The following is a 12,452-nucleotide window of genomic DNA, read 5'->3' on the forward strand; positions in this document are numbered from 1 at the left end:
CAGGAGTGGGCGATAAAGTGACGAACAAGTGAGGGGACCGAGGGTCGCAGGGATCCCAATCCCATACTATATTACCTCAAACGTTCCTCCCCATCTGCCCCGCAATCTTTCGAAACGCTACCTTTTTGCCACAAAAGCCTGTATTTCCATGCCCTTGAGGGCGCGGATCACGTGCAGGACCTGAGATGGTGCGGACATTGCAACTGAGGTTGCAGCGTCCGACCAGGCGGAGTGCGTTGCCGAAAAGGCCGCAGGGCATGGAATGAGATTGGTGCAATTTGCGTAACGGACGTCCGATGGAAGTGTTTCTTGCCCAGCCGCGCGGCTTTTGCGCGGGCGTTGTGCGCGCGATCGAGATCGTCGAACGCGCGCTCGCGAAGTATGGCCCGCCGGTCTATGTGCGGCACGAGATCGTGCACAACAAATACGTGGTCGAAAGCCTGAAGAAGAAGGGCGCGATCTTCGTCGAGGACCTGTCGGAAGTGCCGGCCAGGGCCGTGACCGTGTTCAGTGCCCATGGCGTGGCCAGGAGCGTCGAGGAGGAGGCGGAAGCCCGCGACCTGCCCGTGCTCAACGCCACCTGCCCACTCGTCACTAAGGTCCACAACCAGGGCAAGCGCTATATCTCGAAAGGCCGCGCCCTGATCCTGATCGGGCATGCCGGCCACCCCGAGGTCGAGGGAACCATGGGTCAGGTTCCGGGGCCGGTTCTCCTGGTCCAGAGCGTCCAGGATGTGGCGGAACTGAGGCTGCCGACCGACACGCCGGTCGCCTATATCACCCAGACCACCCTGTCCGTGGACGATACCAGGGACATTATCGCGGCCCTTCAGGCAAAATTTACAGATATTCAAGGCCCGGACATCAGGGATATCTGCTATGCGACACAGAACCGCCAATCTGCGGTAAGGGACCTAAGTAAGCTGGTGGACGTCATTTTGGTGGTGGGGGCCGCCAACAGTTCCAACTCGAACAGGCTTCGTGAGATCGGCACCGAGGTCGGCGTCGCGAGTTATCTCATTGCCGATGGGAGCGAGCTCAACCCGGATTGGCTGAAGGATGCGAAGGCCGTCGGCATCACCGCGGGTGCATCGGCACCTGAAGTCCTGGTCGACGATGTCATCGAGGCCCTGCGGCGGATCGGACCGGTATCGGTCTCGGTCGTTCCGGGCCGAGAAGAGAATATCGAATTCCGGCTGCCGGCCGAACTGACTGCGGGCTGATCTGAACCCACTTCCCTTTGAATAAGTGCAGAAAGAAAATCCTCTAATGGCAATACCGTTCTTCAAGGAAATGCGTATCGGCGGTTATCTGATCAAGCAGAAGCTGCTTGGCCGCAAGCGCTATCCGCTCGTGCTGATGCTCGAACCCCTGTTCCGTTGCAACCTCGCCTGCGTCGGCTGCGGCAAGATCGACTATCCCGATGCGATCCTCAATCGCCGCATGACTGCGCAGGAATGCTGGGACGCTGCCGATGAGTGCGGCGCGCCGATGGTGGCGATCCCCGGCGGCGAGCCGCTGATCCACAAGGAGATCGGCGAGATCGTGCGTGGCCTCGTGGCGCGCAAGAAGTTCGTGTCGCTGTGCACCAACGCGCTGCTGCTCGAGAAGAAGCTCGATCTGTTCGAGCCGTCGCCCTATCTGTTCTTCTCGGTGCATCTCGACGGCCTGAAGGATCATCACGACAAGGCGGTGTCGCAGAAGGGCGTGTTCGATCGCGCCGTCTCCGCGATCAAGGCGGCCAAGGCGCGCGGCTTCACGGTCAACGTCAACGCCACGATTTTCGACGGCCATCCCGCCGAGGAGATCGCAAAATTCCTCGACTTCACCACCGAGCTCGGCGTCGGCGTCTCGATGTCGCCGGGTTACGCCTATGAGCGTGCGCCCGACCAGGAGCACTTCCTCAACCGCACCAAGACCAAGAAGCTGTTCCGCGACGTCTTTGCGCTCGGCAAGGGCAAGAAGTGGAACTTCATGCATTCCGGCCTGTTCCTCGACTTCCTCGCCGGCAACCAGGAATACGAGTGCACGCCCTGGGGCATGCCGGCGCGCAACATCTTCGGCTGGCAGAAGCCCTGCTATCTGCTCGGTGAAGGCTACGCCAAGACCTTCAAGGAGCTGATGGACACCACCGATTGGGACACCTACGGCACCGGCAAGTACGAGAAGTGCGCCGACTGTATGGCCCATTGCGGCTACGAGCCGACCGCGGCCAGCGCTGCGATCAACAATCCGCTGAAGGCGATGTGGGTTGCGCTGCGCGGCATCAAGACCACTGGTCCGATGGCGCCGGAGATCGACATGTCCAAGCAGCGTCCGGCGCAATACATCTTCGCCGAGCAGGTCGAGAAGAAGCTCTCGGATATCCGCCGCGACGAAGCTGCGGCCGCCGCTGCCAAGCTGCAGCAGAAGGCTTCCACGGCCGCCTGAAGCTCGATGTGAGCGAATGCATAGACATGAAAGCCCCGGTTCAGCGAACCGGGGCTTTTTTCTTGGATCAAGATGCCGCCTGCTCTTCCAATCTCGTCCGCAGCAGCAGCCTCTCGATCTCTGCCGCGCGGGGCACGCTGAGTGTGCCACGCTCGATCCCGAGCGGGACATTGCGCAGCGCCAGCTCGCGATACAACGCACCTGAGGATGGAAAGCGCTCGTCGAGCGCCCGGAGGTGCTTGAGGATCGTTCCAACGTCGCCGCGCGCCGGGACGGGCAGATCAGGCTGCCTTCGCCGTGATCAGAGCGTCTTCCACCGGCATCAGCACGTCGTTGCCGAGCAGGAAGCCGCGGCAGCTCCGCAGCGAGCGCAGCGCGCGGTTGAAGTCGATGCCGGTCGAGACCAGCGCCCGCAGCGTGCGCGGATTGCGCGCGATGCCGCGCAGCACCTTGCGCAGGTCGATGTCGCCATTCGGCTTCACCGCAGATTTCGCAAGCTCCGGCAGCGCCCGATGCGCGGGATCGCTGATCACGCGCAGCGCGGCAAACGGAATGCCTGCTTTGGCGGCGTAGGCTGCCGCGATATGGCTCTCCATGTCGACTGCGGCAGCGCCCGTGATCGAGCGCAGCGCAGCCTTGCAGGCCTTCGCCGCAATCACTTCTTCCACACCTGCGAGGCCGCCGCGGACGATCCTGCGACGCTTCAGCGCGGCGCTGGCGATCATCTCTTCATTCAGGGCGGACGCGGCCAGGAAACGGGTATCGCCGGACATCACCTCGGTCGCGACCACGACATCGCCCGACTTGAGCGACGGGTCGAGCCCGCCGGCCACGCCGAACGAAATCACGCCACGGAAGGTCGTCGGATCCAGCGTCGCCAGCAATGCACGCAATTGCTGCGGATCGCTCGAGCTGCAAATCACGATCATGCCGGGGCCTGCCGCGATGCGGGCCTCCTGCACCAATCCAGTCACAATCAATACCGGCCGAGGATCAATTCTACTGCCCACGGTCTCGGCGGCCCCCGCCTCAACAATCACATCCCGACCCCTACCACCCTGCTATTGGTGCTTCTTAAATTCCGATACCGCGCCAGCGCCCAGAGCGGAAAGAACTTCGAGTAACCATGATATCGCAAGTAAAATACCCGCGGAAACCCCGTAGCTGTGTATCGCTGCTCGTCCCACAGCCCTTTTTCCGTCTGTGTTGCCTTTAGGTACTCCACCCCCCGCACAACTGCTGGATTTTCGACCTCTCCGGCCGCCATCAATCCAAGCAAGGCCCATGCCGTTTGCGAGGAGGTCGACGGCGCAACTTCATAACCCTTGTAATCCAGCCGGTAACTGAGGGCGTCCTCGCCCCAGCCGCCGTCCTGATTCTGGACTGACGCCAGCCAATCTACCGCTTTCCGAACCATCGGGTCGTTGCGGTCGATCCCTGCGACATTTAGCGCATTGAGCACCGACCAGGTGCCGTAGACGTAATTCAGGCCCCAGCGGCCGTACCAGGAGCCCTCGGCGAGCTGGGTACGGCGCAGGTAGGCAACACCATCTGCCATCGCCTTGCTGCTCTCGGTCGTCTCGCCGAGCTGGCCCAGCATCGAGATGCAACGCGCGGTGACATCCTCGGTCGGCGGATCGAGCAATGCTCCGTGATCCGAGAACGGGATGTTGTTGAGGTAATATTCGAGATTGTTGACATCGAACGCGGCCCAGCCGCCATCGCGGCTCTGCAGCCCCTCGATCCATTCGCGGCCGCGCGCGATCGCCTCGTCATATTCCCTGGTGCCGGTATGACGCCGCACGCGGTCCATTGCCATCACGACCACGGCGGTGTCGTCGAGGTCGGGATAGTGGTCGTTGTTGTACTGGAACGCCCAGCCGCCGGGGCGGACGTCCGGCGCCTTGACCGCCCAATCGCCCTTCAGTTCCAGCACCTGGCGCGGCTTCAGCCAGTCGAGCCCCTGCTTGGCCTTGGCGAGCGCATCGTCGCCACCCACTTCCTGCAGCGCATGGCAAGTCAGCGCGGTGTCCCACACCGGCGAGACGCAGGGCTGGCAATAGGCTTCGTCGTCGCCGATCACGAGCAGCTTGTCGATCCCGCGGCGGGTGATGGCGCGCGGCGGAAAATTCTCGTCCTTGCCGAGCGCCTCATACATCATGACGATGTTGGCCATCGGCGGATAGATCGCGCCCATGCCGTCTTCGCCGTTCAGCCGCTCCTCGGTGAAGGCGAGCGCAGCGTCGATCGCGCGCTGGCGCAGGCTCTTGGGAAACACCGGCTCGATCACACGCAGCACCGCGTCGAGCGAGCGGAACAGATAGAACCAGCTCGCGCTCTGATGCGGCGCCTTCGGCGCCATGCGGAGCGATTTCGGATCCTCCAGGAACAGTTCGTCGATGCCGACGCCTTTCGGGTTCTTCGCACGCGGCTTCAGCGCGGCAAGCACCATCAGCGGCACCATGGTGGTGCGCGCCCAGTAGGAGATCTTGTTGATGTGGAACGGCGACCACATCGGCAGCAGCATGATCTCGATCGGCAGCACCGGCGTTGCGCGCCAGGTCACGACGCCATAGAGCGCGAGCAGGAAGCGCGTGAACACGTTGCTGGCCGAAGCGCCGCCGCGCGAACGGATCGCCTCGCGCGCCCGCACCATATGCGGCGCGTCGACGGAATCGCCGATCATCTTCAGCGCGAAGTACGACTTCACGCTCGCGCTCATGTCGAACGGGCCATCATGCACCAGCGGCCAGCCGCCATGCGCGCCCTGGACGCGGCGCAGATAGTTGCCGATCCTGGCCTCGAGCCCGGCGTCGACCGGCTCGGCGAGATAGTGACGCAGCAGGACATACTCGGCCGGAATGGTGCTGTCGGCCTCGAGCTCGAACACCCAGTGTCCGTCGGACTGGCGATAGCCGAGCAGTGCTTCGGTTGCCTTGGAGATGCTCTTCTCCAGCGCGACCGGATCGACTGTTACGCCGTGATCTCTCGAAAGCATTTCGCTCGATATCCTCTTCATCGCGAGCCGGCTGATCGAAAGCCGCGGCCGCTCCCGAACATGATCCGATCAAATCGGATCATGTTCTCATTCATTTGTTGGTCGCATTTTCTTGACGCGAACCGGTGACCACTTCGCTCGAAAATGCTCCAGAAGGTCGAATCTAACGCCTGGCCAGAACCAGATCTGCGGCGCGATCACCCGACCGCACCGATCCCTCGATGGTTGCTGGCAACCCGGTAGCAGTCCAGTCGCCGGCAAGGAACAGGTTTTTTTGCGCCGTTGCGGGCCCCGGACGCAGGGCGTTCTGCTCCGGTGTCGCCTCAAATGTGGCGCGGCGCTCGCGCACGATCTGCCAGGGCGGCAAGTCGCCGGAAACGCCGGATGCCTTGCAGATATCCTGCCAGATCGCCTGCGCGAGCTCCTCGCGCGGCATGTCGACCAGGCGGTCGCCATTGCTGATCGTGATCGATAGCCGCTGCGGGAACGCGAACAGCCATTCCACGAGGCCGCCGACCACGCCGAGAATCGGCGCAGCGTCGCGCGGCGGATCGACGCGGAAATGCGCATTGACGATGGCGCGGAATTTGGTCGGCGTTTTCAGTCCGGGCAGCAAGGATGCCGCTGCGCGCGGCGGCACCGCGAGCACGACGGCATCATCGGCCGCGAGCGTGATCTTGTCGCCACCGCCAAAATCGAGCTCCGTGACGCGATCACCCGACATGCCAAGTGTACGCAATTCGTGACTGAACTGGACGCTGTGGCCCCTCTCCTGCAGCAGCTTCACGGCCGGCTCGATCAGGACCGAGCTCAGGCCGTCGCGCGCGATCAGCGGACGACAGGCCTGCCCGCCCGCAAGCAGCGTCTCGCGCACGATGGCGCCGGCAAGCCCGGCCGAGCCCTCCGGCGGATCGACGTTCAGCGCCGCGAGCAGCAGCGGCTGCACCAGGCGATCATACAGCGTGCCCTTGCAGGGAATGGTGTTGCCGACCAGCGCCTCGGTGCCGGCCCATGCCAGCGGCGCCAATGCGAGATAATCGCGCAGGCCGGTATCCGGGACACGGCGCGCCTCGTCGAACACCCACAACGGCAGGCGGGAGTCGCCGAGGTCGAGCTGCCAGCGCTGGCCGGTAGCCAGATCGACGAACGGAAACTGCGCGCGCGCAGGTCCCACCAGGCCGGCCTCGGTGCCGATCGAGCGCGCGTAGCTCAGCGCATGGCGGTTGCCCGACAGCAGCAGATGGTTGCCATTGTCGATGGTGAGGTTGGTCGCGGCGTCGAAATAGGAGCGGCAGCGGCCGCCGGCCTGCTGTGTCGCCTCGTGGACGGCCACCTTGCAGCCGCCATTGGCGAGCCGCACGGCGGCGGAGAGGCCGGAAATGCCGGCACCGATGATATGAACGGTCTTTTGCATCAGATGATCGCGTAACGAAGAAGAATGCCGATCTTGGCGGCCTTGGACACACGCACCGGCGCACGCGGTGCAGCGAAGCCGCGCGCGATCAGGAGATCGAGGATCGCACGGTAGTATTTCGACATGATCCGCGGCGCACGCACCGCGCGACGCGAATTGCGCTTCATGATCTCGTCGGACTTCTGGAAATGCATCTTGGCGCGCTCGGCGAGCGGCGCGCACACCTTCGGCAGCGCGCGGTCGGCGGTGACGCGGGCCGGGTCATTGTTGGTGATGCCGGCGTGCCAGAGCCATTCGCGCGGCAGATAGAGCCGGCCGAGACCGGCGTCCTCGTCGATGTCGCGCAGGATGTTGGTCAGCTGCAGCGCGCGGCCAAGGTGATACGCGAGCTCGATGCCGTCTTCCTCGGGCAGACCGAACACGCGCACCGACAGCCGGCCGACCGCGCTCGCGACGCGATCGCAATACAGGTCGAGTGTCGCGAGATCCGGCGCGCGGATGTCCTGCGGCACATCCATCTCCATGCCGTCGACGATCGCGACGAAATCCTCGCGCTTCAGGCCGAAGGTCTTCACCGGTCCGACATAGTCCGTCAGCCGTTCCGGCGGATGCCCCGCATAGAGCGCGTCGATATCGTCGCGCCACTGCTGCAGCGCGGCCAGGCGCTCCCGCCGCGGACCGTCGGAATCGGCGATGTCGTCGACCTGCCGACAGAAGCTGTAGATCTGGAACATCGCCTCGCGCTGCGCGTGCGGCAGGATGCGCATCGCGGCATAGAACGAGCTGCCCGACGCGGTGCTTCCGTAATTTGCGTTGGCCGCCGCCTCGACACTCATGCGCCTGCCGCCGTCTTGGAGATCCCGCGCCGTCCGGTCGCGCGCCGGGCGGTCTCGCCGGCCATGCCGCCAAGGCTCCGCAGCAGCAACTCGACCGGGCTCAGATGCACGCGCTCGCTGAGCGGATCGCGCACCTTCAGCATGGTGACGATCTTGTCGGCAAAAGCCTGGATCACCGAGATCTCGAGCCCGAGCCTGAAATCCTTCACCGCGGGGGCGAGCGACTTGCTCTGGTCGAGCAGCGCTTCGGTACGCACCGCAAGCGCCTGCAGGCACTTGAGCAGCGCCGGCTGCGACTTCGCCTCGCCGAGCATCTCAACGGTCGCGCCTGCATCGGCCAGCGCATCGCGCGGCAGATAGACGCGGTTCAGATTGCGGTAGTCCTTACCGCAATCCTGAAGATGGTTGTTGATCTGCAGGCCGGCGCACAGCGCATCCGACGCCGCCCAGGTCGAGACGTCCTCACCGTGCACGTCGAGCATGAAGCGACCGACCGGCATCGCCGAGTAGCGGCAATAGTCGATCACGTCATCCCAGTTCTCGTAGCGCAGCTTGGTGACGTCGAGCCGGAACGCGACCAGCACGTCGAGCGCATGCCGCGGCGGCATGCCGCGCTCGGCGAAGGCCCGGCGCAGGCTGACCGCTTCCTTCTGGGTCTCGCCATTGCCGAGCAGTTCGGCCTCCATGAGGTCGAGATAGCGCAGCTTCTCAGCAGGCTGCAGCGTGGCATGATCGGCGATATCGTCGGCAGTGCGGACGAAATTATAGAAGGCCAGGATCAGGGCACGATGCCGCGGATGAATGATCCACGACGCGACGGGAAAATTCTCGTCGCGGTGGGTCTTTCCGGATCGCAGGTCGCTCGCGGTGGTCATGGGAAATTTGGGCTACACTGGTCATGGCACGACGCAGGCGCGAACGGTCGGGCGCATGCGGGGGATTTGCGAGCCCCATATAGGGGAATACGCCACCAAAACCAATGCTATCTGTGACCGCCAGCATATGCAGCCGCGGCCGGCATGGCTGCCAGCCGCGGTGTCGCTAGCGGTCCCTTGAGACCTGAATCCGGTCTTACTGGCCGTGGATCTTCAGCACCTGGTCGCAGGCGGCGCTGATCTTGCTGCGGTTCTGCTGCAGGCAGGCGAGAATGGTGAAATCGCCCTGATCGATGACGGCGCGGCAGTGACGCTGCACGTCACGCGTGCAGGCCTTCTGCTCATCGGGCGTACCGCGCCCTTGCTGCTGGGCGAAGGCGCTGGACGAGAGCGGGATCGACAACAGGGCAAGTGCCAAGAGAAATTTACGCATCGTATTCCTTCATTTCCGACAGCAGAAAATCTGTTCCCGAAAAGCGTTTCGGCAGGGCCGGGACGGATTTTAGGGATTGCAGACGCCACGTAACGCGGCAACGGATTGACGACAAGCACCGCTAAATGCGGCTAAATTTGCGGCGCTGTAAACCCCCACATAAGCCATTGATTCACAACAACGATTCATGCCATCACTTTGTCGCGTTCGGCTATTGCGGATGGCACTTGCGCAAAGCTACATGCCACGGTGAGGCGAACGGTTTGTGATTCTGGTCGTTGACAATAAAGGCGTACCGGCGCCGCTTCTGTCGTTTGAACCTAACATTCTTCGGTGACACTAAACCTTCGATGCGGCGAGACGTTTTCTTGCGAAGGAAGCGTTGATTTTGATGGGAAAATTCAGAATGAAACTGTTTGGTTCCAGCCTTTATGGTCAGGCTCTCAGGGCTGTGGGCGTCGGCGCCGCACTGATGCTGTCTGCCTCCGCGGTGCATGCCCAGGCCAATGGGCCGTTCGCCGGTTTCGCCGGCTCGTGGGCCGGTACGGGCACGGTGGCGTTGTCCAACGGCACGACCGAACGCATTCGTTGCAAGGCGGACTACAAAGTCGCGCCGTCGGGCATGAGCCTGAAACAATCCCTGCACTGCGCCAGCGACAGCTACAAGTTCGACCTCTCCAGCGACGTCACCAGCCAGGGCGACCGGATCTCCGGCAACTGGAGCGAGGCGAGCCGCAACATCTTCGGCAACCTGCAGGGCACCGCAGGCGGTGGGCGGATCGACGTGTTCGTCGAGGCGTCCGGCTTTGCCGCAAACCTCAACCTGCAAACCAACGGCTCCAAGCAGGTCGTGCAGATCGACTCCAAGGGTGAGATCCGCGGCGTCTCGATCACCATGACGAAGAGCTGACGCTCCAGGGCCGATTTCGCAGGCCAACAAAAAAGGCCCGGTTCCGAACGCTTCGGAACTGGGCCTTTTGTTTGTTGGAGATCAGGCCTTTTCGATCGGCGCGGGTTGCCCACCCTTGCCGCGCAGCTTTTGCGACAGGTTGATCAGGAACATCGAGGTCGGGCGCAGGATGAAGAGATCCGCAACCAGGGCTGCGACCATCGAGAAGGCGCTGAGCCAGCCGAACAGGCGAAGCGACGGCAGGTCGGAGAACACGGTGACGACGAGGCCGCAGGCCAGCACCACCGTGGTCAGGATCAGCGCGGGACCGACCAGCACCGTGGCGCGCTCCACCGCAAGCTCCGGCGTGACACCCGGCTTGGTCTCCAGCCGCAGGCGATTGAGGAAGTGGATGGTGGCGGAGAGACCGAGGCCGAACGACACGGTCAAGGCCACGACGCTGGCGAATTGCAGCCCCTCCCCGAGCAGCCACAGCACCGTGCCTGACAGCACCACAGGGAAAATGCCGGGCAGGATGCAGGAGAACATCACCACGACCGAGCGGAATGCGAGCCCGATGAAGACCGCCACCAGCAGGAATTCGACGGTCAGGCCACGGTTCAGTTTTTCGATCATGTTGGCGCTGTTGCGCGCGGCGATCACCGACAGGCCGGTGACGGCGATCTCGTAACCGGGATGCTCGGCGCGGACCTTGTCCAGCGAGCTATCCAGCTTGTTCACCACCGGAAGCAGTTGGCTCGAATCGAGATCCGGGACCCGGCCCGACACCACGACCGCATCCTGATCCGCCGAGATGAAGCGACGCACCAGATGCTCGGGAATGACGCCGACATACTCCTTCAGCGTCGCGACGTCATTGCTGCCGGCCTTTTCGGCGAGCCAGCGGCGCAGGGTTTCCAGCGACCAGACGTTGCCGACGCCCGCCGCAGTTTCAACCATCGCGTGGACGTCGGCGATCGTCTTCAAGGTCTCCGGCGAGTAGAGCGATTGGCCCTTGGGGAATTCGATCAGCACGTCGACGGGATTGGCGCCGGTCAGCTTGGCGTCGAGCCGGCTCGACGCCGCCACCGCCTGCCGCTTGTCCGGAACCTGGTCGGCGAGCCGGTAGCGCGGCTCGAGATTGGCGTAGATGATGCCGAGCCCGCCGACCACGATCACCGCGATCAGGCTGAACAGCCCGGGCCGGCCCACCATGCGCACCGCGATCCAGTAGCAGAAATTGCGCAACGCCTGGACACCGGCATCGGCGCCCTGGAATTTTACCGCGAACACTTTTTCGTTGCGTACCAGAAGCACGCCGAACGCAGGCACAAGCGAAAGCACGGCGATCAGCGCGATGATGGTCGCGGCGAGCCCGGCCTCACCGAATTTGCGGATCAGGTCGGAATCCGAGAATTGCAGCGCGATGAACGAGATGCCGGCGGTGCCATGAGTGAGCACGCAAGCCGGACCGACCACCATCACCGCGTTCCTGAACGCGGTGTACTTGTCCTGGCCGGCGATCAGACGGTCTCGTGCCGCAAACGTCAGCTGCATCGAGTCGGAGAAGCTGATCACCATGATGAGCGGCGTCATCACGTTCAGGAACATGTTGAGATTGAAGCCGGCCCAGCCGAGGCCGCCGAGCGCGAGAAGGATCGCGATGATCGGCGGAAACGCGGCGATCACCATGAACGATATCTTGCGGAAGAAGACGATGGCGATAATGCAGCCCGCCAGAATGCCGAGAATATTGTAGGTCAGTCCGTCGCGCTTGACCGCGTTGCGGATTTCGAGCTGCATGACCGGAACGCCGGAGAGCTGGGCGTTGAGCCCGCTCCCGCTGAGATCATCGGCCATGATCTTTCTCATGTCCGCGACGACCTTGGAGAGCTTGTTGCTGCCGACCACCTCAGGCTCGAGCGACAACACGATCAGTGCCAGCGTTCCATCCTCGGACAGCAGTTTGCCGCGAATGATCTCGTTGGATTTGACGGTCTCGACGAACTTGTCGTAGGCGGCGCCTTGCGGCAGCTCGGACGGGAACAGCGCGGCCGGCAGTCTGCCGGGCTCCGGCGCCTGGCGCGCCGAAAACAGCGAGACCAGGCCGCGCACGCCCTCGACCAGCTGCAGGTCGGTGACCATGTCGCGGACCTTTTCGAGGTTCTCGCGCGCAAGGAGCGTCTTGCCCTCGATCACGACCAGCACGTCGAACTCGGTTGCCGGGAAGCGTTTGGTGACCGCTTCGTACTGCTTGTAGTCCTTCGAATTGGAACGGAACAACTGGCTGAGTGAGTCGTCGATCTTGATGCGCTCGATGCCGAAAACGGCCGCAACCATCAGCGCCAGCAGAATGATCACAGACAGGACCGGCGCCTTGATCGCGATCAGGCCGATTCGCTCCAACCCGAATGCGATGCTGGTCCCCGGCCGCGGCTCCTCGATCTTCTCGACGTGGACCTGACTTTCGGAGTTCTTCTCGAGCATGCCCTGTCCAGTTCTGAAAACGGCTCAATCTGTCTAGCTTGGGTCTAGGGGCGCGAATGAGGCGGGTGAGCGCGATTGATCGGCGCTAGT

The 12,452-nt window shown here is 63.2% G+C and carries 10 protein-coding genes; 3 read left to right on the plus strand and 7 right to left on the minus strand.

Annotated features, from left to right (window positions below; all coding sequences use genetic code 11):
- Positions 1-296: 296 nt before the first annotated feature.
- Positions 297-1,223, plus strand: a complete 927-nt coding sequence (gene ispH / locus H8A95_RS07825) for a 4-hydroxy-3-methylbut-2-enyl diphosphate reductase (RefSeq protein ID WP_229182650.1) — start codon at positions 297-299, stop codon at positions 1,221-1,223.
- A 46-nt stretch (positions 1,224-1,269) separates the two neighbouring features.
- Positions 1,270-2,430 (plus strand): adenosyl-hopene transferase HpnH, encoded by a 1,161-nt coding sequence (hpnH, locus tag H8A95_RS07830; RefSeq protein WP_229182651.1) that lies wholly within the window; start codon positions 1,270-1,272, stop codon positions 2,428-2,430.
- Between the two features lie 281 nt (positions 2,431-2,711).
- On the opposite strand, the gene H8A95_RS07835 is transcribed toward hpnH, so the two are convergent.
- From H8A95_RS07835 to H8A95_RS07860, 6 genes are all read right to left on the minus strand, one after another.
- The gene (locus H8A95_RS07835) at positions 2,712-3,470 is read right to left on the minus strand and encodes a phosphorylase (RefSeq protein WP_420839348.1); all 759 of its coding nucleotides are present in this window, start codon (positions 3,468-3,470) and stop codon (positions 2,712-2,714) included.
- Complete coding sequence (gene shc, locus H8A95_RS07840) at positions 3,467-5,428, minus strand: squalene--hopene cyclase (RefSeq protein WP_229182652.1); 1,962 nt, start codon at positions 5,426-5,428, stop codon at positions 3,467-3,469. Before shc ends, H8A95_RS07835 begins: the two co-directional genes overlap by 4 nt.
- 163 nt (positions 5,429-5,591) lie before the next feature.
- Positions 5,592-6,842 (minus strand): hydroxysqualene dehydroxylase HpnE, encoded by a 1,251-nt coding sequence (gene hpnE / locus H8A95_RS07845; protein ID WP_229182653.1) that lies wholly within the window; start codon positions 6,840-6,842, stop codon positions 5,592-5,594.
- Complete coding sequence (hpnD, locus tag H8A95_RS07850) at positions 6,842-7,678, minus strand: presqualene diphosphate synthase HpnD (protein WP_229182654.1); 837 nt, start codon at positions 7,676-7,678, stop codon at positions 6,842-6,844. The genes hpnE and hpnD overlap by 1 nt, the downstream gene beginning before the upstream one ends.
- Positions 7,675-8,553 (minus strand): squalene synthase HpnC, encoded by an 879-nt coding sequence (gene hpnC, locus H8A95_RS07855; protein WP_229182655.1) that lies wholly within the window; start codon positions 8,551-8,553, stop codon positions 7,675-7,677. Before hpnC ends, hpnD begins: the two co-directional genes overlap by 4 nt.
- A gap of 196 nt (positions 8,554-8,749) precedes the next feature.
- Entirely contained in the window at positions 8,750-8,986 is a 237-nt protein-coding gene (locus H8A95_RS07860) for a hypothetical protein (protein WP_229182656.1), read from the minus strand.
- A gap of 406 nt (positions 8,987-9,392) precedes the next feature.
- On the opposite strand from H8A95_RS07860, the gene H8A95_RS07865 reads away from it, so the two are divergent.
- Positions 9,393-9,896, plus strand: coding sequence for a hypothetical protein (locus tag H8A95_RS07865; RefSeq protein ID WP_229182657.1), 504 nt, complete (start codon positions 9,393-9,395; stop codon positions 9,894-9,896).
- Between the two features lie 81 nt (positions 9,897-9,977).
- Here the strand turns inward: H8A95_RS07865 and H8A95_RS07870 are convergent, their stop codons facing one another.
- The gene (locus tag H8A95_RS07870; RefSeq protein ID WP_229182658.1) at positions 9,978-12,362 is read right to left on the minus strand and encodes an efflux RND transporter permease subunit; all 2,385 of its coding nucleotides are present in this window, start codon (positions 12,360-12,362) and stop codon (positions 9,978-9,980) included.
- Positions 12,363-12,452 lie beyond the last annotated feature (90 nt).

The organism is Bradyrhizobium oropedii, assembly GCF_020889685.1.
GTDB classification, from domain to species: Bacteria; Pseudomonadota; Alphaproteobacteria; order Rhizobiales; family Xanthobacteraceae; genus Bradyrhizobium; species Bradyrhizobium oropedii.